Source organism: Escherichia sp. E4385 (assembly GCF_963883145.1).
Lineage (GTDB): Bacteria > Pseudomonadota > Gammaproteobacteria > Enterobacterales > Enterobacteriaceae > Escherichia.
This window is the reverse complement of sequence record NZ_CAWOOJ010000021.1, coordinates 41969-63769: the sequence shown is the minus strand read 5'-3', so window position 1 is coordinate 63769 and position 21801 is coordinate 41969. Positions and strand designations below refer to the sequence as shown.

At 49.6% G+C, this 21801-nt stretch carries 21 protein-coding genes and 1 pseudogene; 14 read left to right on the top strand and 8 right to left on the bottom strand.

Features of this window, described 5'->3' with window-relative positions; genetic code table 11:
• Window positions 1-61 precede the first annotated feature (61 nt).
• From AACS80_RS21305 to patD, 6 genes are all read left to right on the top strand, one after another.
• Complete coding sequence (locus AACS80_RS21305; RefSeq protein WP_135409956.1) at window positions 62-1471, top strand: aminotransferase-like domain-containing protein; 1410 nt, start codon at window positions 62-64, stop codon at window positions 1469-1471.
• A gap of 241 nt (window positions 1472-1712) precedes the next feature.
• Window positions 1713-2858, top strand: coding sequence for a putative ABC transporter substrate-binding protein YdcS (ydcS, locus tag AACS80_RS21300; RefSeq protein ID WP_130260848.1), 1146 nt, complete (start codon window positions 1713-1715; stop codon window positions 2856-2858).
• Window positions 2859-2875: 17 nt separating this feature from the next.
• Entirely contained in the window at window positions 2876-3889 is a 1014-nt protein-coding gene (locus tag AACS80_RS21295; RefSeq protein WP_131161502.1) for an ABC transporter ATP-binding protein, read from the top strand.
• The gene (locus AACS80_RS21290; RefSeq protein ID WP_001251315.1) at window positions 3890-4831 is read left to right on the top strand and encodes an ABC transporter permease; all 942 of its coding nucleotides are present in this window, start codon (window positions 3890-3892) and stop codon (window positions 4829-4831) included.
• Window positions 4821-5615, top strand: coding sequence for an ABC transporter permease (locus tag AACS80_RS21285; RefSeq protein WP_130260846.1), 795 nt, complete (start codon window positions 4821-4823; stop codon window positions 5613-5615). Before AACS80_RS21290 ends, AACS80_RS21285 begins: the two co-directional genes overlap by 11 nt.
• Window positions 5616-5636: 21 nt before the next feature.
• Window positions 5637-7061, top strand: a complete 1425-nt coding sequence (gene patD / locus AACS80_RS21280; protein ID WP_131161500.1) for an aminobutyraldehyde dehydrogenase — start codon at window positions 5637-5639, stop codon at window positions 7059-7061.
• A 98-nt stretch (window positions 7062-7159) separates the two neighbouring features.
• Here patD and yncL read toward each other — a convergent pair whose 3' ends face one another.
• Window positions 7160-7255: a stress response membrane protein YncL gene (gene yncL / locus AACS80_RS21275; protein ID WP_074399477.1), complete on the bottom strand. Its 96-nt coding sequence runs from the start codon at window positions 7253-7255 to the stop codon at window positions 7160-7162.
• A gap of 194 nt (window positions 7256-7449) precedes the next feature.
• Between yncL and AACS80_RS21270 the strand changes: the two genes are divergently transcribed.
• Together AACS80_RS21270 and ydcY are read left to right on the top strand one after the other, a co-directional pair.
• Complete coding sequence (locus tag AACS80_RS21270; protein ID WP_130260844.1) at window positions 7450-7623, top strand: GhoT/OrtT family toxin; 174 nt, start codon at window positions 7450-7452, stop codon at window positions 7621-7623.
• 85 nt (window positions 7624-7708) lie between these two features.
• On the top strand, window positions 7709-7942 hold the full coding sequence (gene ydcY / locus AACS80_RS21265; protein WP_113649882.1) for a DUF2526 family protein YdcY: 234 nt from the start codon (window positions 7709-7711) through the stop codon (window positions 7940-7942).
• Here ydcY and AACS80_RS21260 read toward each other — a convergent pair whose 3' ends face one another.
• Together AACS80_RS21260 and AACS80_RS21255 are read right to left on the bottom strand one after the other, a co-directional pair.
• On the bottom strand, window positions 7943-8392 hold the full coding sequence (locus AACS80_RS21260; RefSeq protein ID WP_001548534.1) for a DMT family transporter: 450 nt from the start codon (window positions 8390-8392) through the stop codon (window positions 7943-7945). It abuts the gene before it with no gap.
• Window positions 8389-8907, bottom strand: a complete 519-nt coding sequence (locus AACS80_RS21255) for a GNAT family N-acetyltransferase (RefSeq protein WP_130210195.1) — start codon at window positions 8905-8907, stop codon at window positions 8389-8391. The genes AACS80_RS21260 and AACS80_RS21255 overlap by 4 nt, the downstream gene beginning before the upstream one ends.
• A 180-nt stretch (window positions 8908-9087) precedes the next feature.
• Here AACS80_RS21255 and curA point away from each other — a divergent pair, with 180 nt between their 5' ends.
• Window positions 9088-10125 carry an NADPH-dependent curcumin/dihydrocurcumin reductase gene (curA, locus tag AACS80_RS21250; protein ID WP_135409958.1) on the top strand — a complete coding sequence of 346 codons (1038 nt, stop codon included), beginning with the start codon at window positions 9088-9090 and terminating at the stop codon, window positions 10123-10125.
• 198 nt (window positions 10126-10323) lie between these two features.
• On the top strand, window positions 10324-10989 hold the full coding sequence (gene mcbR, locus AACS80_RS21245) for a colanic acid/biofilm transcriptional regulator McbR (protein ID WP_130210191.1): 666 nt from the start codon (window positions 10324-10326) through the stop codon (window positions 10987-10989).
• A 142-nt stretch (window positions 10990-11131) separates the two neighbouring features.
• Here mcbR and pqqU read toward each other — a convergent pair whose 3' ends face one another.
• Window positions 11132-13234: a TonB-dependent receptor PqqU gene (pqqU, locus tag AACS80_RS21240; RefSeq protein ID WP_135409959.1), complete on the bottom strand. Its 2103-nt coding sequence runs from the start codon at window positions 13232-13234 to the stop codon at window positions 11132-11134.
• Window positions 13235-13474: 240 nt separating this feature from the next.
• Here pqqU and yncE point away from each other — a divergent pair, with 240 nt between their 5' ends.
• On the top strand, window positions 13475-14536 hold the full coding sequence (yncE, locus tag AACS80_RS21235; protein ID WP_135409960.1) for a 7-bladed beta-propeller protein YncE: 1062 nt from the start codon (window positions 13475-13477) through the stop codon (window positions 14534-14536).
• Window positions 14537-14616: 80 nt separating this feature from the next.
• Here yncE and ansP read toward each other — a convergent pair whose 3' ends face one another.
• Window positions 14617-16116, bottom strand: a complete 1500-nt coding sequence (gene ansP, locus AACS80_RS21230; RefSeq protein WP_135409961.1) for an L-asparagine permease — start codon at window positions 16114-16116, stop codon at window positions 14617-14619.
• A gap of 226 nt (window positions 16117-16342) precedes the next feature.
• Between ansP and AACS80_RS21225 the strand changes: the two are divergent.
• Window positions 16343-16454: pseudogene (locus AACS80_RS21225) on the top strand (glutathione S-transferase); the annotation flags it as partial.
• Between the two features lie 7 nt (window positions 16455-16461).
• Here the strand turns inward: AACS80_RS21225 and AACS80_RS21220 are convergent.
• Window positions 16462-17511 carry a GGDEF domain-containing protein gene (locus tag AACS80_RS21220; protein ID WP_138183986.1) on the bottom strand — a complete coding sequence of 350 codons (1050 nt, stop codon included), beginning with the start codon at window positions 17509-17511 and terminating at the stop codon, window positions 16462-16464.
• Between the two features lie 102 nt (window positions 17512-17613).
• Window positions 17614-19590 carry an alkyl/aryl-sulfatase gene (locus tag AACS80_RS21215; RefSeq protein ID WP_130222654.1) on the bottom strand — a complete coding sequence of 659 codons (1977 nt, stop codon included), beginning with the start codon at window positions 19588-19590 and terminating at the stop codon, window positions 17614-17616.
• A gap of 305 nt (window positions 19591-19895) precedes the next feature.
• Between AACS80_RS21215 and pptA the strand changes: the two genes are divergently transcribed.
• Entirely contained in the window at window positions 19896-20123 is a 228-nt protein-coding gene (gene pptA / locus AACS80_RS21210) for a tautomerase PptA (protein ID WP_130210863.1), read from the top strand.
• Between the two features lie 3 nt (window positions 20124-20126).
• On the opposite strand, the gene AACS80_RS21205 is transcribed toward pptA, so the two are convergent.
• Window positions 20127-20696: a flavin reductase family protein gene (locus tag AACS80_RS21205; protein ID WP_130217588.1), complete on the bottom strand. Its 570-nt coding sequence runs from the start codon at window positions 20694-20696 to the stop codon at window positions 20127-20129.
• 174 nt (window positions 20697-20870) lie between these two features.
• On the opposite strand from AACS80_RS21205, the gene nhoA reads away from it, so the two are divergent.
• On the top strand, window positions 20871-21716 hold the full coding sequence (gene nhoA, locus AACS80_RS21200) for an N-hydroxyarylamine O-acetyltransferase (RefSeq protein WP_130210519.1): 846 nt from the start codon (window positions 20871-20873) through the stop codon (window positions 21714-21716).
• Window positions 21717-21801 lie beyond the last annotated feature (85 nt).

Here is a 21801-nt window from a genome sequence, read left to right as displayed (position 1 = left end):
TGTCATTTTTAACAACTGATATAGACTGCCGGATCACCTGCACATAATAACGATCCAATTAATGAAAAAATACCAGCAGCTCGCAGAACTATTACGTGAGCAAATTGCGTCAGGCATCTGGCAACCCGGCGATCGCCTGCCTTCTCTACGTGAACAGGTTGCGATTTCTGGCATGAGCTTTATGACTGTCGGTCATGCTTATCAGTTGCTCGAAAGTCAGGGGTATATTATTGCGCGGCCACAGTCAGGTTATTACGTTGCGCCGCGCACGGTGAAATCACCGCAGGCACTTGCGATTCCGGTAACGCGTGATGAAACGGTCGATATTAACACCTATATTTTTGATATGTTGCAGGCCAGTCGCGATCCATCGGTAGTACCGTTTGCTTCAGCCTTTCCCGATCCGCACCTGTTTCCGCTACAGCAACTGAACCGCTCGCTGGCGCAGGTGAGTAAAACCGCCACGGCGATGAGCGTGATTGAAAACTTGCCGCCAGGGAATGCAGAACTGCGTCAGGCTATTGCTCGTCGCTATGCCTTACAAGGCATCACTATTTCTCCTGATGAAATTGTCATTACCGCCGGGGCGTTAGAGGCATTAAACCTCAGTTTGCAAGCGGTCACTGAACCGGGTGATTGGGTGATTGTCGAGAATCCTTGTTTCTACGGCGCGTTGCAGGCGCTGGAGCGGCTACGGTTGAAAGCGTTATCGGTGGCGACGGACGTTAAAGACGGGATAGATCTTCAGGCGCTGGAACTGGCGTTACAGGAGTATCCGGTCAAAGCCTGCTGGCTAATGACTAATAGCCAGAATCCACTCGGATTTACCTTAACGCCACAGAAAAAAGCGCGGCTGGTAGCGTTGCTCAATCAGTACAACGTGATGTTAATTGAAGATGACGTTTACAGTGAGCTTTACTTTGGTCGGGAAAAACCGCTACCCGCGAAAGCGTGGGATCGTCACGATGGTGTACTGCTTTGCTCATCATTTTCTAAATGTCTGGTGCCAGGTTTTCGCATTGGTTGGGTCGCCGCCGGAATACATGCACGCAAAATCCAGCGATTGCAGTTGATGAGCACGCTTTCCACAAGTTCGCCAATGCAGCTTGCACTGGTGGATTACCTTTCTACTCGTCGCTACGATGCCCATCTTCGTCGTCTACGTCGTCAGCTTGCGGAACGTAAACAACGTGCCTGGCAGGCGCTGCTGCGTTATCTGCCTGCGGAAGTGAAAATTCATCACAATGACAGCGGTTATTTTCTCTGGCTGGAGCTTCCCGAACCGTTAGATGCGGGCGAATTAAGTGTTCAGGCATTGGCGCATCACATCAGCATTGCGCCGGGTAAAATGTTTTCTACTGGCGAAAGTTGGTCCCGTTTTTTCCGTTTTAATACTGCATGGCAGTGGGGGGAGCGCGAAGAACAGGCGGTTAAACAATTAGGTCACCTTATTAAAGAATACCTGAAATAGATCCCCATTTAATTTCTCTCAGGTTGGGTAATATGAATTTCGAATAGAAGCTATATTTCCTAACCCCTTGTCTATACTCCAGAAGATAGCTTCTCAAACGGCATAATGCGCGTTAGCTCACATCCTGATTAAATTTTCTCGGGGGCGAGGGTGCGCCTGCAAGCCGCCGTCTATGGTTAAACAAGGAGATATTTTTACGGCACGGCGGCTGAACAATTAATTACGACAGGAGTAAGACTTTATGAGCAAGACATTTGCCCGCAGCAGCCTGTGTGCGCTTACCATGACATTAATGACCGCCCACGCCGCCGAACAACCTACCAATTTGGATAAACCGGAAGGACGACTGGATATTATCGCCTGGCCGGGATACATCGAACGCGGACAAACCGATAAACAATACGACTGGGTGACGCAATTTGAAAAAGAAACAGGTTGCGCGGTCAATGTGAAAACTGCAGCGACTTCCGATGAAATGGTCAGCCTGATGACCAAAGGAGGTTACGATCTGGTCACGGCGTCCGGCGATGCCTCGCTGCGTTTGATTATGGGTAAACGCGTGCAGCCGATTAATACTGCGTTGATTCCCAACTGGAAAACGCTCGATCCGCGCGTGGTTAAAGGCGACTGGTTTAACGTGGGTGGAAAAGTTTATGGCACGCCATATCAATGGGGTCCGAACCTGTTGATGTACAACACCAAAACCTTCCCGACACCACCAGATAGCTGGCAAGTGGTTTTTGTTGAGCAGAATCTACCGGACGGTCAGAGTAATAAAGGCCGCGTACAGGCTTATGACGGCCCTATCTACATTGCAGATGCTGCGCTGTTCGTCAAAGCGACTCAGCCGCAGTTGGGTATCTCCGATCCATACCAACTCACCGAACAACAATATCAGGCGGTACTGAAAGTGCTGCGCGATCAACATAGTTTGATCCATCGCTACTGGCATGACACTACCGTGCAAATGAGCGATTTCAAAAACGAGGGAGTGGTCGCTTCCAGTGCCTGGCCGTATCAGGCCAACGCATTGAAAGCCGAAGGCCAACCGATCGCCACCGTCTTCCCGAAAGAGGGCGTTACCGGTTGGGCTGACACCACTATGTTACATAGCGAAGCGAAACATCCGGTTTGTGCCTACAAATGGATGAACTGGTCATTAACGCCGAAGGTGCAGGGCGATGTAGCGGCCTGGTTTGGTTCGCTGCCGGTAGTACCGGAAGGCTGCAAAGCCAGTCCGTTGCTGGGCGATAAAGGCTGTGAAACCAACGGCTTTAACTATTTCGATAAAATCGCCTTCTGGAAAACGCCTATAGCCGAAGGGGGCAAGTTTGTTCCCTACAGTCGCTGGACGCAGGATTACATTGCCATTATGGGCGGTCGCTAACTTCGCTGGGGTGTTTTATGACGTACGCAGTGGAGTTTGACAACGTCTCGCGGTTGTACGGCGACGTGCGCGCGGTAGATGGCGTCAGTATTGCGATAAAAGATGGTGAGTTCTTCTCTATGCTGGGACCGTCCGGTTCCGGCAAAACCACCTGCCTGCGCCTGATTGCTGGCTTCGAACAGCTTTCCGGCGGGGCGATTGCTATCTTTGGAAAACCGGCCAGTAATCTACCGCCGTGGGAGCGGGACGTGAATACCGTCTTCCAGGATTACGCGCTGTTTCCCCATATGTCGATTCTCGAGAATGTGGCCTACGGGCTGATGGTTAAAGGCGTGGATAAAAAGCAGCGGTACGCAATGGCGCAAGAGGCGCTGGAGAAAGTGGCGTTGGGGTTTGTACAGCAACGTAAACCGTCACAGCTTTCTGGTGGTCAGCGCCAGCGAGTCGCCATCGCCAGAGCACTGGTGAACGAACCGCGCGTGTTGTTGCTGGATGAACCGCTCGGCGCACTGGATCTCAAATTGCGCGAACAAATGCAGCTTGAGCTGAAAAAGCTGCAACAGTCGCTCGGTATCACTTTTATTTTCGTTACCCACGATCAGGGCGAAGCGTTATCGATGTCCGATCGTGTGGCGGTTTTCAATAATGGACGCATTGAACAGGTCGATTCCCCGCGCGATCTCTATATGCGCCCGCGCACGCCGTTTGTTGCGGGATTCGTCGGGACATCCAACGTTTTTGATCCGCTAATGGCCGAGAATCTTTGCGGCATGGTGGGCAGTTTTGCCCTGCGGCCGGAACATATTCGCCTGAATACACCAGGTGAAGTGCAGGCCAATGGCACGATTCAGGCGGTGCAATATCAGGGGGCAGCCACACGTTTTGAACTGAAACTTAACAGCGGTGAAAAACTGCTGGTTAGCCAGGCAAATGTAACGGGCGAAGACTTACCCAACACGCTCACGGCTGGGCAACAGGTGATGGTTTCCTGGGCGCGTGATGTGATGGTGCCACTGGTTGAGGAGAGGTGAATGGCGATGAACGTATTGCAATCACCTTCACGTCCTGGTCTGGGTAAGGTGTCCGGTTTCTTCTGGCGTAATCCGGGGCTGGGGCTGTTTTTGCTGCTGCTTGGCCCTCTAATGTGGTTTGGCATTGTCTATTTCGGCTCGCTGCTGACGTTGTTATGGCAGGGCTTTTATACCTTTGACGATTTCACCATGTCGGTAACGCCGGAACTGACGCTGGCGAATATCCGTGCGCTGTTTAATCCGGCGAATTACGACATCATTCTCCGCACACTGACAATGGCTGTGGCAGTCACTATCGCCAGTGCCATTCTGGCCTTTCCGATGGCGTGGTATATGGCGCGCTATACCAGCGGCAAAATGAAAGCGTTCTTTTACATTGCGGTGATGTTGCCCATGTGGGCAAGCTACATTGTTAAAGCCTATGCCTGGACCTTATTGCTGGCTAAAGACGGTGTGGCGCAGTGGTTTTTACAACATCTGGGGCTGGAACCACTGCTGACAGCGTTCCTTACATTACCAGCGGTGGGCGGTAATACGCTGTCAACTTCTGGGCTAGGGCGCTTTCTGGTGTTTCTCTATATCTGGTTGCCGTTCATGATCCTGCCTGTGCAGGCGGCGCTTGAGCGTTTGCCGCCGTCATTGTTGCAGGCGTCGGCTGATCTTGGCGCGCGTCCACGGCAAACCTTTCGTTATGTGGTGCTGCCGCTGGCGATCCCTGGCATCGCGGCTGGCTCTATCTTTACCTTTTCGCTCACACTGGGTGATTTTATCGTCCCACAGCTGGTTGGCCCGCCAGGGTATTTTATCGGCAATATGGTCTACTCCCAGCAGGGAGCGATTGGCAATATGCCGATGGCTGCGGCTTTTACTCTGGTGCCGATAGTCCTTATCGCACTCTATCTGGCGTTCGTGAAACGTCTGGGAGCGTTCGATGCACTCTGAACGCGCACCGTTTTTCCTCAAACTGGCGGCCTGGGGCGGCGTGGTTTTCCTACATTTTCCCATCCTTATTATTGCTGCCTATGCTTTTAATACTGAAGAAGCAGCATTTAGCTTCCCCCCGCAAGGTCTGACACTGCGCTGGTTTAGCGTGGCAGCACAGCGTAGTGATATTCTTGATGCCGTGACACTGTCACTTAAAGTGGCGGCGCTGGCAACATTAATTGCGCTGGTGTTAGGGACGCTGGCAGCTGCCGCGCTGTGGCGACGAGACTTTTTCGGCAAAAACGCCATTTCTCTGTTACTGCTGCTGCCTATTGCGCTGCCAGGCATTGTTACTGGTCTGGCGTTATTAACCGCGTTTAAAACCATCAATCTGGAGCCGGGATTTTTCACCATCGTGGTCGGGCATGCGACTTTTTGCGTAGTGGTGGTGTTTAACAATGTCATTGCCCGTTTTCGCCGCACCTCGTGGAGTCTGGTTGAGGCGTCAATGGATCTTGGGGCTAATGGCTGGCAAACCTTTCGTTATGTGGTGTTGCCGAATCTCAGTTCGGCGCTACTGGCAGGAGGGATGCTGGCGTTTGCCTTGTCGTTCGATGAAATCATCGTTACGACCTTTACGGCAGGCCATGAACGGACGTTACCGTTGTGGTTGCTCAATCAGCTTGGGCGACCACGTGATGTACCGGTAACCAACGTGGTGGCACTGCTGGTTATGTTGGTAACAACCTTGCCGATCCTGGGAGCCTGGTGGCTAACCCGCGAAGGCGACAATGGTCAATAACCACTGATACAGGAATATGCTATGCAACATAAGTTACTGATTAACGGAGAACTGGTTAGCGGCGAAGGGGAAAAACAGCCTGTCTATAATCCGGCAACGGGGGACGTTTTACTGGAGATTGCCGAGGCATCGGCAGAGCAAGTTGATGCTGCTGTTCGCGCGGCAGATGCGGCATTTGCCGAATGGGGGCAAACCACGCCGAAGGTGCGCGCAGAATGCCTGCTGAAACTGGCTGATGTTATTGAAGAAAATGGTCAGGTTTTTGCCGAACTGGAATCTCGTAACTGTGGCAAGCCTCTGCATAGTGCGTTCAATGATGAAATTCCTGCGATTGTCGATGTTTTTCGCTTTTTCGCCGGAGCTGCTCGCTGCCTGAATGGTCTGGCGGCAGGAGAATATCTCGAGGGACATACTTCGATGATCCGCCGCGATCCGCTGGGCGTTGTGGCTTCTATTGCCCCCTGGAATTACCCATTGATGATGGCTGCATGGAAACTGGCTCCGGCACTGGCGGCGGGGAACTGCGTGGTACTGAAGCCATCAGAAATCACGCCGCTGACCGCACTAAAACTGGCAGAGCTGGCGAAAGATATCTTCCCGCCGGGCGTGATCAATGTACTGTTTGGCCGGGGCCAGACCGTGGGCGATCCGCTGACCGGGCATCAAAAAGTGCGCATGGTTTCGCTGACGGGGTCTATCGCCACCGGTGAGCACATCATCAGCCATACCGCGCCATCCATTAAGCGCACCCACATGGAGTTAGGCGGCAAAGCGCCGGTCATTGTTTTTGATGATGCTGATATTGAAGCTGTGGTTGAAGGTGTCCGCACGTTTGGTTATTACAACGCTGGTCAGGATTGCACCGCAGCTTGTCGAATCTATGCGCAAAAAGGCATTTACGATGCGCTGGTGGAAAAACTCGGCGCCGCTGTCGCAACCTTGAAATCGGGCGCGCCAGATGACGAATCAACGGAACTGGGGCCGTTGAGTTCCCAGGCTCATCTCGACCGCGTCAGCAAAGCAGTGGAAGAGGCGAAAGCGACGGGACACATTAAAGTGATCACCGGTGGGGAGAAACGAAAAGGTAACGGTTATTACTATACGCCGACGCTGCTGGCAGGCGCGTTGCAAGAAGATGCTATCGTTCAAAGAGAGGTATTTGGTCCAGTGGTGAGCGTGACTGTCTTCGATAATGAAGAACAGGTAGTGAACTGGGCAAATGATAGCCAGTATGGTTTAGCCTCTTCAGTGTGGACGAAAGATGTGGGGCGGGCGCATCGCGTTAGTGCACGTCTGCAATATGGCTGCACATGGGTCAATACCCATTTCATGCTGGTAAGTGAAATGCCGCACGGTGGTCAGAAACTTTCAGGTTATGGCAAGGATATGTCACTTTATGGGCTGGAGGATTACACCGTTGTCCGCCACGTAATGGTTAAACATTAAGGGTAATATTGTAGCCAGGGAGAGTGTGAGAAGATCTAACACACTGTCAGAGAGTTGATATCTCTCTGACAGTGTGTACTGCGTGCAATATCGCTACATCAAATAAACCAACCAAATCTCATAGAGATAAGAGCAAACAATCCAACAGCAGCAAAGAGATTTATAAGCACTACAGTTCTACTGGAAACATTCATATTTTGCCACCTTTTGTCATAGCCCCTATGTGTATAGTACGGGTTAAGTAAATCTGCAATAATACTCATTCTGAAGATGGACAAGGGAAGCTCCCGGGTTATGGAAATATCTCAAACGGGTTGAAAAACTTGATGTGCATCAAAAAATAACGCATATTTGCGCGCGTTTTATTCCTCTGGCTGGATGCCCGTACATGTCTCTTTATCAATACCTGCTTGTTTTTTATGCTGTTATGGCAGCTATCGCGTTTGTTACTACCTGGTTTCTTTCCCACGAGAAGAAGCACATTCGTTTTCTGAGCGCCTTCCTGGTGGCGGTGACCTGGCCGATGAGTTTTCCAGTGGCGCTGCTGTTTTCGCTGTTTTAAATCTTGAGCACTAGCTTGACGGCACAACGCAGACTTATATCATTTGGGAGAATCGATAATTTTCACAAGTGGCTAAGGAGAAAGTATGTCGCATCTGGAAGAGGTCATCGCACGCGTGGATGCAGCGATTGATGAGAGCGTCATTGCCCATATGAACGAATTATTAATCGCCCTGAGCGATGACGCAGAGTTAAGCCGGGAGGAACGTTACACTCAGCAGCAGCGTTTGCGTACAGCAATCGCTCATCACGGGCGTAAGCATAAAGAAGATATGGAAGCTCGCCACGAACAGTTAACCAAAGGCGGCACTATCCTGTGATTAAAACGAGCGTCTGGCCACCAGCCAGGCGCCAACCACAAGTAAAATTGCGCCACAAATTGGGCCGATCAACGCCCGTAATGGCACGCCATGGCTACGCAAAATATCCAGCACCAGCCCTCCAATCAACTGACTGGCGACCAGTACTGCAATGGTCGTAGCTGCCCCCACATTCTGATATCCGCTGATACTGGCAAAGACAAAAAATGATCCCAGCAAGCCAGGAATCAGTGTCCACCAACGCACGCTGGAAACCAGTTCGCCAAACCCTGCCATCCCTTGTTTAAACCATAAAATGGAGACGAATAGCACAATCCCCACCAGTGAGTTCAGCAACATGGCGATGAGAATGGTAGAGGAGGTCTGGGTGATGCGCACCATCAGCGTGTTTTGCACCACCAGGCCAATTCCGGCGGCAATCAAAAAGGCAAGGGTGAGCGACTGATTCATCCAATCGCGTCCGGTTCAGTGCGCTCGTCGAGTTGCAACTGCATAAATGTCAGATCCAGCCAACGACCAAATTTAGTGCCTACCTGCGGCATTTGTGCGGTGACGACAAATCCCAGAGACTGGTGGAGATGCAGCGAGGCCAGATTTTGCGATTCGATCCCGGCGACCATGACATGCTTCCCGCAATCCCGCGCTTCATCGATCAATCGGCTTAACAATTTACGCCCAAGACCTTTGCCCTGATGATCGGGATGGACATAAACCGAATGTTCCACGGTATGGCGAAAACCATCGAAACTACGCCAGTCGCCAAACGAGGCATATCCCGTCACTACGCCGTTTTCCTCGCTCACCAGCACTGGATAACCTGCTAAAGTCCGCGCTTCAAACCAGGCAATGCGGTTATCTGCATCCACAGTTTGGTCATTCCAGATAGCCGCCGTATACAACACGGCGTGGTTATAAATTTCCGCAATAGCAGCACAATCGGCTTTGCAGGCAAAACGGATGGACATATCTGGCCTCGATTAAATATTGATGATGATGTTATCAATACTATCGAAAACAGCCGGAAGCAACGCAATCTACAATGAAATTATTGCGTGTTGTGGGAGGAATGTGATGCATACAGACAAATATAACCACGTGTGCCTGCTACCATTGATCGATTCATGCCAAAAGCACAGGAGAGCATTATGGGGCAACAAAAGCAGCGTAACCGCCGTTGGGTTCTGGCCTCGCGTCCGCATGGCGCGCCGGTTCCGGAGAATTTTCGTCTTGAAGAAGATGATGTCGCCACACCGGGTGAAGGACAGGTGTTACTGCGCACAGTTTATTTGTCACTGGACCCGTATATGCGTGGACGAATGAGCGATGAGCCATCTTATTCACCGCCCGTTGATATTGGCGGGGTGATGGTCGGCGGTACGGTGAGCCGTGTCGTGGAGTCGAATCATCCTGATTACCAGCCTGGCGACTGGGTGCTTGGCTACAGTGGATGGCAGGACTATGACATATCCAGTGGCGATGAACTGGTGAAACTTGGCGATCATCCGCAAAATCCTTCGTGGTCACTGGGTGTGCTGGGGATGCCCGGCTTTACCGCTTATATGGGCCTGCTGGATATCGGTCAGCCCAAAGAGGGCGAAACGTTGGTGGTTGCTGCAGCGACAGGACCAGTGGGTGCGACGGTGGGGCAAATCGGAAAACTTAAAGGTTGTAGGGTAGTTGGAGTGGCCGGTGGCGCGGAAAAATGCCGCCATGCTACCGAGGTGCTGGGCTTCGATGTTTGCCTTGACCACCACGCGGATGATTTTGCCGGGCAGCTGGCGAAAGCGTGTCCGAAAGGGATTGATATCTATTATGAAAACGTTGGCGGGAAGGTGTTTGATGCTGTGCTGCCGTTGCTTAATACCTCCGCGCGTATTCCTGTCTGTGGCTTAGTAAGCGGCTATAATGCGACGGAGTTGCCATCGGGGCCAGACCGTTTACCGTTGTTGATGGCCACGGTGCTGAAAAAACGTATTCGCCTGCAAGGCTTTATTATCAGTCAGGATTATGGCCACCGGATCCATGAGTTCCAGCAGGAGATGAGACAGTGGGTGAAAGAGGGTAAAATTCACTATCGTGAACAAATTACCAACGGTTTGGAGAACGCACCGCAGACGTTTATCGGCCTGCTGAGCGGCAAAAACTTCGGCAAAGTTGTTATTCGTGTCGCGGGTGATGACTAAAGATACGGCGGCGGCGTAAAGCCGCCACAAAAATCCAGGCAAAAATCTTATTTCCAGCTTTAATTAACTAATCACATCACTGTTCTGTAGCTAATAACAATAAAGATGAGTGGATAATGATTATTCAGCTTCATACACCAGGTAAACGACTTCTGCTATACCGGCAGAGTTGGAACGAATACACCTGAAGGAAATAACATGCCTGGAACGGAAAAAATATCGCATATCAGTTTGACTATGCAGGTTGAGAACGACCTGAAACATCAACTTAGTATTGGTGCACTGAAACCTGGCGCACGCTTGATCACTAAAAATCTGGCGGAGCAATTAGGCATGAGTATTACACCCGTGCGTGAAGCACTATTACGCCTGGTTTCGGTTAATGCGCTCTCTGTCGCACCGGCACAAGCATTTACAGTACCGGAAGTAAGGCAAAGTCAATTAGACGAAATCAATCGGATCCGCTACGAACTGGAATTAATGGCAGTTGCCCTGGCTGTTGAAAACATTTCCTCGCAAGACATAGCGGAACTTCAGGAATTGCTCGAGAAATTACAGCAGGCGCAAGAAAACGGCGATATGGAACAACTCATTAATGCAAACAAACTATTTCGCTTAGCGATTTATCATCGTTCAAAAATGCCCATTCTGTGTGAAATGATTGAGCAATTATGGGTCAGGATGGGACCTGGTTTACATTATCTTTATGAAGCGATTAATCCAGCGGAATTACGTGAGCGTATTGAAAGCTATCATGTACTATTCGCCGCGTTAAAAGCAAAAGACAAAGAGGGATGCAGACATTGTCTTGCTGAAATTATGCAAAAAAACGTTGCTATGTTGTGCCAGCAATACAGTTGTTAAATTAAAACGCCCGGCAAATATCGGGCATCAATGTATACTCGTCATACTTCAAGTTGCATGTGCTGCGTCTGCGGGTTATTCGGCCCATCCATGGGTCTCACCCCTTACGGGGCCGCTGCAACTCGAATTATTTAGAGTATAGTTATTCAAATCGCCATGCGATATTCACGCCGACACCATAATTACGCCCGGGAGCTGGTTCGTAATATCGACCATTTGATTCATTAACAATCACCGATCCGACATATTCTTTATCGAATAAATTATCGACACGACCAAATAAATCCATAGTTAGATTGTGGTAATTGTATTTATACCCGGTGAATAAGCCGACGAGAGTATAAGAAGGCGCTTTGGCCGTATTTTCATCATCTGCCATTATATCGCCCATGTAACGCGCTTCCGTGCCTGCATACCAGCCATCTTCCGGTACATAACCTATCGACGCAAAACCCATATTACGGGCGATCCCTGGCATCCGGTTACCGTTACAATCCTGTTCACTGCAAACATTGCTGCGATAGGTGGCATCAAGCCAGGTCCAGGACGCTTTTACGCGAAAATCTCCCGCGAAACGTTGATCCCATGCCAGTTCAGCGCCCTGACGACGCGTTTTACCGGCATTTTTATACGTGGTGCGTCCACCGCTACTGCTATCGACAACAATTTCATCATCGGTGTCGGTCTGGAACAATGCGAGACTAAGCAACCCATCACCAATACGCGTTTTACTGCCGATCTCAATTGTATCGTTGGTGGATGGTTTTAAACCAAAGTTCATACCGCTTTGCCCATCAGCGCGATAAGACAGTTCATTAATCGTCGGCGTTTCAAAACCACGCCCGGCTGCCAGATAGATATTCCAGGCATTGGTCATTGCATATTTTAGCGATCCGGCTGGTAGCCATTTGTGATAACTGGCATCACCGCTATCATCGCCGTTACCCGGAGTAACGTAATGATCGTTGGAATCAAACCATACGGAGCTGTAGCGCACGCCAGCATCCAGCGAAAGTTTTTCGTTCAGCTGCCACTGTGTCTGTAAATAGGGATCGACGTTCCACATCAGATTGCGTTCGTCGCGGCGCAACTCACCTTTTTGCCCGTACTCCGGCACGCCGCTATTCAGGCGAAAATTATTGTAGCCTTTGCGGTTTTCACTCATGTTTTCGTAGTTCAGGCCGGTAGTGAACGTGACCGGAACGCCCAGTTCACCACGGTGTGTCCAGCGGCTGTCTATCCCCTGGTAATGGCGTTGCAGAGTAATCACGCCGCCCGCATGCGACGGGTTAAGTTGCGGTGTCATTGGGATTGACTGATACTGGGTCGTTTCTCGCTCTCCGGCATACATCATCACACTCATATCATCCCGCGAACTCAGGCTACGCTCATAGCGCAGCCCAGCCTGAGTTTGCTTGATGGTTTTTCGCGTGTCGTACTGTTCAGCGCGTGGCGCTTGTTGTGGATTCGCCTTCCATTCTGCTTCGGTTAATCCACCTGGATCATCTGCTTTGATATCCACGCTGTTGAAAATCAGGCTTAATTTGCTGGCGTCATCAATGCGTACGCCCAGTTTGGCATTGGCTAAATTTTTCTGTGCACCACTATGGTCACGATAGCCGTGGGTCGTAAAGCGTGTGGTTGAGACGGTGTAATCGACATCGCCCGGCTGTGTGCCGTCGCCCGTTGCGCCCGTTGCTTTCAGCCCATAGCGCCAGCTGCCAAAACTGCCATAGTAACTACTGGCTTCAATGGTTGGCGGCTGTTGCCCGGTTTGAGTAGTGACATTCATCACCCCGCCAGACGCGTTGCCATATAGGGCAGAGAAGGGGCCACGCAGCACTTCCACATTTTGCACACTGCTTAAATCGATGTTGGATGTTTGCCCTTGTCCGTCGGGCATGGTGGCGGGAATACCGTCCACATACAGGCGAATACCGCGAATTCCGTAAGTGGAGCGGGAACCAAATCCGCGAATCGACAGCTGTAAATCTTGCGCATAGTTCTGCCGGTTTTGTACCTGCAAACCGGGCACGCTGGTCAGTGATTCAGACAAATTGATGCGCGGTGTTGCCAGGCGCATCTCCTCGCCATCCACCGCGCTAACGGCTGCTGGCGTATCCAGCTCGGAAATCACTTGTGGCGCGGCACTGACAATCATGGTTTGTTCATTGGTTGCAAAAGCGGAAGGAGAAAGGGCAATCAGTGCGGGCAAAATGGTCTGTCGGACGGAAAAAATCTTCATGAAAAAGCCAGGTTAAGAATGGGAATACGCCGTCATGGTAATAAAATTGTAAATTTATGGAAAACTAAACGGCACAATACGTTAAGTAATTGAGAAAATTGTAGTCGTAACGACAAGAAATACTCCACATTTGAGAAAATAATGATTACCATTCCCATTTATAACAAGAGTGTAACGATGATTACGCTCAGCGAAGCATTGTGAAGCAGCAAAAATATCGGTTCATCAAAGGGAGTCGTCATGCATTTACGTCATCTGTTTTCATCGCGCCTGCGTGGTTCATTACTGTTAGGTTCATTGCTCGTTGCTTCATCATTCAGTACGCAGGCCGCAGAAGAAATGCTGCGTAAAGCGGTAGGTAAAGGTGCCTACGAAATGGCTTATAGCCAGCAGGAGAACGCGCTGTGGCTTGCTACTTCGCAAAGCCGCAAACTGGATAAAGGCGGCGTGGTTTATCGTCTCGATCCGGTCACTCTGGAAGTGACTCAGGCGATCCATAACGATCTCAAGCCGTTTGGTGCCACCATCAATAACACGACTCAGACGTTGTGGTTTGGTAACACCGTAAACAGCGCGGTCACGGCGATAGATGCCACAACGGGCGAAGTGAAAGGGCGTCTGGTGCTGGATGATCGTAAGCGCACGGAAGAGGTGCGCCCGTTGCAGCCGCGTGAGCTGGTAGCTGACGATGCCACGAACACGGTTTACATCAGTGGTATTGGCAAAGAGAGCGTGATTTGGGTCGTTGATGGCGAGAATATCAAACTGAAAACCGCCATCCAGAACACCGGTAAAATGAGCACTGGTTTAGCGCTGGATAGTAAAGGCAAACGTCTTTACACCACTAACGCTGACGGCGAATTGATTACCATCGACACCGCCGACAATAAAATCCTCAGCCGTAAAAAGCTGCTGGATGACGGCAAAGAGCACTTCTTTATCAACATCAGCCTTGATACCGCCAATCAGCGTGCATTTATCACCGATTCAAAAGCGGCAGAAGTGTTAGTGGTCGATACCCGTAATGGCAATATTCTGGCGAAGGTTGCGGCACCGGAATCACTGGCTGTGCTGTTTAACCCAGCGCGTAATGAAGCCTACGTGACGCATCGTCAGGCGGGTAAAGTTAGTGTGATTGATGCGAAAAGCTATAAGGTGGTGAAAACGTTCGATACGCCGACTCATCCGAATAGCCTAGCGCTGTCTGCCGATGGCAAAACGCTGTATGTCAGTGTTAAACAAAAATCCACTAAACAGCAGGAAGCTACCCAGCCGGACGATGTGATTCGTATTGCGCTGTAATCGACACAGGGGAGTTTGTCTTTCGTAGGCCGGATGCGGCGCTAGCGCCGCATCCGGCTTTAAACCGAGCAATTATGCAATTAACTCGTCGTTTCAGGCTTAAACACAATTTCCTGTTTTTCTTCATCTTCCTCGACAACTGGCGCAGTGCTGTGAATTTCGGCAACGCGTTTGCGCACACCAAACCAACCCACAACCAGCAAAATACCGATAATCGGCAGCGCAGCGATGGTATAAGTCCCGTTCGGGTAATCGAACGCCATCAGCACCAGCACGCACAGCAAAAACAGTAGCGTCAGCCAGGATGTGAAGGGCGCGCCAGGCAGTTTAAAACTGACATCCGCAGCTTTGCCTTCTTTAATCGCTTTACGCAGGCGCATCTGGCACACGATGATAAACGCCCACGAGGCGATAATTCCCAGCGACGCGAAGTTCAGGACAATCTCAAATACGCGAGACGGCACCAGATAGTTAAGGAATACGCCAACAACATAAACGACCAGCGTCGCCAGGATCCCGGCATACGGCACATGCTGACGGCTCATTTTCGCCATAAAACTCGGTGCGGAACCGCCCATCGCCATCGAGCGCAGAATACGTCCGGTGCAGTACAGACCTGAGTTCAGGCTGGAGAGGGCAGCGGTCAGCACTACAATGTTCATAATGCTGCCGATGTACGGCACACCCAGTTTAGAGAAGAATGTCACGAACGGACTTTGCCCCGCCTGATACGCGCTCCACGGCAATAACATAACCAGCAACACCACGGAGCCGACGTAAAACAGGCCAATACGCCAAATCACACTGTTAATTGCTTTAGGCACCATGGTCTGCGGGTCTTTACATTCTCCGGCAGCTGTACCAACCATTTCAATGGAGGCAAAAGCAAACACTACGCCCTGAATCAACACCAGCGCAGGCAGCAAACCGTGGGGGAAGAAGCCGCCGTTATCGGTAATTAAATGAAAGCCAGTGGTGTTGCCATCCAGCGGCTGACCGCTACCGAGGAACACTGTACCCACGACCAAAAAGGTCACAATGGCGAGCACTTTAATAAGCGCAAACCAGAACTCCATCTCCGCAAACCATTTCACACCGATCATATTCATGGTGCCAACGATGGTCAGCGCAGCGAGCGCAAAGACCCACTGCGGCACGCCGCCAAACGCACCCCAGTAATGCATATACAGAGCGACGGCGGTAATATCGACAATCCCCGTCATCGCCCAGTTGATGAAGTACATCCAGCCAGCAACGTAAGCAGCTTTCTCTCCTAAAAACTCTCGGGCATAAGAGACAAAACTGCCACTGGAAGGGCGATGTAATACTAACTCACCCAATGCACGCAGAATAAAAAACGAAAACAAGCCACATATTAAATAAACCAGTGCCAGCGCAGGACCTGCCATTTGCAGTCGGGCTCCTGCACCTAAAAACAAGCCGGTGCCAATCGCGCCGCCGATGGCGATCATCTGCACCTGGCGATTGCCCATCGCTTTGTGATACCCCTCTTCGTGGGCATTAAGCCAGCGGCGTTTCGCGGCGTGTTGATCTGAAGTGTCGGTGTCGTGTTTACTCATTGCTCTCCCTGATTGCTTTAATGAAAAAGTCATATAAGTTGCCATGAACAATGTTTATTCATCCTGGCGATGACAAGATTCACCATTATTCTTTATGGGTATAACTGTCGGCGCAGAATCCTACCCGTTATCGTGTAACGATGCAAAACATGCCCTTGCATCTTCAGTGGGAATTACTACAACTGGTGAAAAACCGGTCACAAAATCGTGTGTGTTTGGTTAGCTACTAATCCTCGTGGACTGCTGTCTATGCATTATGAGGACATGGCGTGGGGCATGAATGGTTTCAGGATAATGCGCTGAATATCAGTGCAGTTGCTCATTTGCCGAAACTACAGGGGGAAATTATTTCACCCATCGATTTCGCCCATTTTCTTTCGCCCGGTATAACGCGGCGTCGGCATCTGAAACAATTTGTTCAGCCGTTTTTGCGGGAGCAGAACAGGCAATCCCCTGACTAACCGTAACAAATGCACTAACAGCAGATGCCTGATGCGGGATAGCTGCCAGTTTAAGTTCTTGCTTCACTCTGGCTGCTACCGCCTCAGCTTCCGGCAATGTTGCATTAAAAAGTAGGATGGCAAACTCTTCGCCACCATAACGAGCGACTATATCTTCAGGCTGGCGTATTGCGCGTTGCAGGGCGTCGGCAACTTGTATCAAACATTTATCGCCCGCTGGGTGCCCGTAGGTGTCGTTGTAGCGTTTAAAAAAATCGACATCCAACATAATGAGAGCAAATGACCCGCCGTTATCTATCGCGTCGTGTAAGATACTGTTCATTGCACGTCGGTTTGCTATCCCAGTTAAAGGATCGCGATGTGCTAATGCATCAAGGCGATTAATTAACTGGTTGTTGTACTTGTTTTGTTGCCATGCTTCTTCAAACCAACGTAACAAAATGAGTCGCCCACCATATAGCGCCAGTGAAAAAAGGCCCCAGATGACAGCGAAATGAACATTCACATGCTGATTGAGAACAAGACTGGCTAACGGGATGCTAAACCATAATGGAGTGATAAATGCGAGTAATGATGGCGTGTGAAAATACAGCGCAACAACGGCACTAAGCATTAATAATACACACAGAGGGTAAGCAAAAGGTAACGTCCAGTGTGCAATGAAATAAAAGCAACACCATGACCATAACAGGCTTAGAATGACCAATAGTTGCTGAATATACAGCACTTTTTTTCGGGAGATGAGCAATAAAAGGCCACTTATCAGCAGAATGCCGAAAGATGATATATCAATAGTATGTACAAGGTTTTTCTCATTAAGCCCTGAAGTCAGGTCATCATTAAACAAAATACCACGCAGCAAAATCATCGATGAAAAACAGATGTTAATCAAGGCAAACCACGGCAGGCTAATCGACATTCCGCGAATAACCATATCCTGGCGATTTTTCCACGAATAATGAGCGTTTTTTCTTTTATCAGAAACCATTTTTTATAACCAGAAAAGGGCAGGAAACCTGCCCAATTTATACTGAATTTAAGGTGTCACTATATTGAACCAAAATTCAAAATTATCCATATAACCTAACAGCTCGTTGAGTTTTTCCGCATTGCCGGTAATTTTAACGTCTCCTTTGTCTGTGGCTTCTTTCAGCGTCTCTTCTTTCAGTACTATTTTGTTCAATACATCACGAGACAGAGTGATAGTGGCATCAGCATCCGAAGCTTCTACACCAGCGGTATGATTGAGAACACCATTTTCAAGCTCCACTTTATAGGTGCCGCCATCTTCACCAAAATCGAAATTCAACACGGCTTTGGCATCTGCCGCTTTCTCACCATTAATATGGACGGCAAGATAATCAAAGAACATCTCTGGCGTCATTGCACGCACGGTGTCAGGGCTGGCAGTATTTGGTGTTGGTAATTTTTGTACGCCGTTACGCAATTCCTGTGCGCCAGTGAGATAGAAATTACGCCACGGCCCAGATTCAGCCTGATAGCCTAACTGCTCAAGCGCATCAGCTTCCAGATTTCTCGCTGCCTGGTTGTTTGGATCCGCAAACACCACCTTACTGACAACCTGAGCAACCCAGCGGAAATTACCCTGGTCATAATCCTGTTTGGCTTTTTGTAAAATGGCATCAGCACCGCCCATATACTCGACAAATTTCTTTGCGCCTTCTTCTGGCGGCAGTTCATCAAGCGTTGCGGGGTTACCATCAAACCAGCCGAGATAAAGCACGTAAGTTGCTTTTACGTCATGACTTACCGAACCATAATAACCGCGATTCGCCCAAGTGTTAGCCAGTGAAGAGGGCAGTTTAAAGTTTGCGGCAATTTCATCGCGGGTCATCCCCTGATTTGCCATACGCAGAGTTTGATCATTGATGTAACGATACAAATCACGCTGGCTTTTAAGCAGTTTGACCACGTTATCGTTGCCCCAGGTTGGCCAGTGATGTTGAGCGAGAATAATCTCGGCTTTATCACCCCATAAATTGAGCGCTTCGTTAATATATTTTGACCACGGCAGCGGTTGGCGAATTTTAGCCCCGCGCAGCGAATAGGTGTTATGAAGGGTGTGCGTGACATCTTCTGCTGTTTCGATCAGTTTCTTTTCTTCAATAAACCACAGCATTTCAGAAGGCGCTTCGGAACCTGGCGCCATCAGAAAATCATAGGTCAACCCGTCAATAGTTTCTTTTTGCCCGGTTTTGGTGATGTAGTTAGTAGGAGCAATCAACGTGACCGTTCCTGCTGAAGTGGTTGTTCCCAGTCCCGCGCCGACCTGGCCTTTAACATCAGGTTTCAATAAGTTGCCATACATATAACTGGCTCGTCGGCTCATCACATTGCCAGCCATAATATTTTCGGAAACGGCCTCCTCCAAAAATCCGGCTGGCGCATAGATTTTAACTTTGCCTGATTTAACGTCAGCTTCATCAATTACGCCGCGAACACCACCGTAGTGATCGACATGACTGTGTGTGTAGATAACCGCCACTACCGGTTTTTGGCCGCGATTTTTGTAATAGAGATCCATCCCAACTTTGGCTGTTTCTGCTGAAACAAGTGGATCAACGACGGTAATACCCTCTTTGCCTTCAATGATGGTCATATTTGATAGATCGAGGTTACGAATCTGATAGACACCTTCAGTCACTTCAAATAATCCGCTGATATTTATCAGTTGCGCCTGACGCCATAAACTTGGATTCACCGTATCAGGGGCTTTATCGCCTTCTTTGATAAAAGCGTATTGTTGTGGATCCCAGATAACATTTCCTTGTTCGCCCTTAATCACGTCCTGAGGAATAGGGGCAATAAAACCTTTATGGGCATCAGTAAAGTCAGTGTTATCGGAAAACGGCAACTGGTTATAGAGTAAATTGTTTGCTTGCTGCGTGGCTGCGGTGGCGTTTTTAGGGGCTTCCGCCGCGAGGAGAGGTAAGGAACTGGTGGTGAATAATCCCGTTATTAGCAGACTTTTAACAATATGATTAAGCTGCATCTTAAGTGTCTCCAGAATGGATTTTTATTGAGGGTAATTACGGATGAAAATTTTTAGTGAGGGCAAGAATAACTATAATGGGCGTTAACAAATTGGCAAGCCGGGAACTTGGTGTTTTCTTAATGGCATGTTGGCGAAGAATATATTCTGCAAGTTAACGTTTTCGTTGGCGCTTTATTTAAAAGGGTGTAGTACAAATATGTACAATTTCAAGTAGGCATTACTGCCGTAAAAACGCATTACCGGACACACGACATTCACAACGTGTGTTAATTTTACTGACATCTTTCAAAAGGAGCACAATCATGCCGCACATAGACATTAAATGTTTTCCGCGTGAACTGGACGAACAACAAAAAGCAGCGCTTGCTGCAGATATTACCGACGTTATTATTCGCCATCTGAACAGTAAAGACAGTTCGATAAGCATTGCGCTACAGCAGATTCAACCAGAATCATGGCAAGCTATCTGGGACGCCGAAATCGCGCCCCAAATGGATGCCTTGATAAAGAAACCTGGTTATAGCATGTAATGCTTAACCAGCCGTAACACGCTTGCCGCTGGTAACAAACGTGCCAGCACCTAAATGATGTAGCGTATTGAGCTTATCATCATCAAACTGCCAGCGGCCTTCGACAAATACCCGTGCGTCTGCCGCTGCTGATACCACTTCGCCAAACAGCGTGTCGTATTTCTCTTGCGCGGAAGTCGCTGGTAGCAATCGGCACTCCATCCACGCCAGACATTTTTCTTCAACAAGTGGCAAACCAAGCACTGGACCTTTCACCACCGGAATGCCATAGCAATTAAATTTATCCTCTTCACGCCCAGATACACTTCCCACTGCCCACGTCCAGTTAGTCGCTGCAACGCCTGGGATAACGATGCCAAATTTACCGTTACGCTCAATCAACTCCCTCGTCCATGTCGATTTATCTACCACAATCGCCACGCGTGGAGGTTCAAACTCCACCGGCATTGACCAGGCTGCCGCCATAATGTTACGCCGCTGGGATTGCTCATCTAAACTGGTGATCAGGACAGTAGGGCCATGATTTAACAGACGGCTGGCATGGTGTAATTCTACGGGGATGAATCGGCTCACGGTATCGCCTCGCTAAGAAGGTTGTTTTAAAAGCGTAGCTCGTAACGCAATAAGCAACGAAATTAACGGGATCGGCGATTTGCGAACGTGATGCATGTCCGCGATCGCACAAAATAGCCTGTGCGGCGTTTATTCCAGGTTATAAGTTGATAAAACCACTAACGGAAACGCCTGATGACGCCCATTCTGAATCATTATTTTGCCCGCATTAACTGGTCGGGAGCTGCTGCGGTCAATATCGATACGCTTCGTGCATTACACCTGAAACACAATTGCACCATTCCATTTGAAAATCTTGATGTTCTGCTGCCGAGGGAAATGCAGCTTGATGATCAATCTCTGGAAGAGAAATTGGTGTTCGCCCGGCGTGGCGGTTATTGCTTTGAACAGAATGGCGTGTTTGAGCGGGTTTTACGCGAGCTGGGTTTTCATGTACGTAGTCTGTTAGGGCGCGTAGTGTTATCTAATCCACCATCATTACCGCCGCGCACGCACCGTTTGCTGTTGGTAGAACTGGAAGGTGAACAATGGATTGCCGACGTTGGTTTTGGTGGTCAGACGCTGACCGCGCCAATCCGTTTAGTGCCGGATATCGCGCAAACAACGCCACATGGCGAATATCGGCTGTTACAGGAAGGGGGCGACTGGGTGTTGCAGTTTAATCATCATCAGCACTGGCAGTCGATGTACCGTTTTGATCTCTGTGAGCAGCAACAAAGCGATTATGTGATGGGTAATTTCTGGTCGGCGCACTGGCCGCAATCGCATTTTCGCCATCATTTGTTAATGTGCCGCCATTTGCCGGACGGTGGCAAGCTGACGTTGACCAATTTTCATTTCACCCATTATGAAAATGGTCACGTAGCAGAGCAGCAGAATTTGCCAGATGCGGCATCGTTGTATGCCGTGATGCAGGAGCAGTTTGGACTGGGCGTGGATGATGCGAAACATGGGTTTACTGTGGATGAGCTGGCGCAGGTGATGGCAGCGTTTGATACGCATCCGGAAGCAGGGAAATAGTTTGTGCCGGATGCGGCGTAAACGCCTAATCCGGCGATTGTAGGCCTGATAAGCGAAGCGCATCAGGCAATTTGTTTTTCTGCCG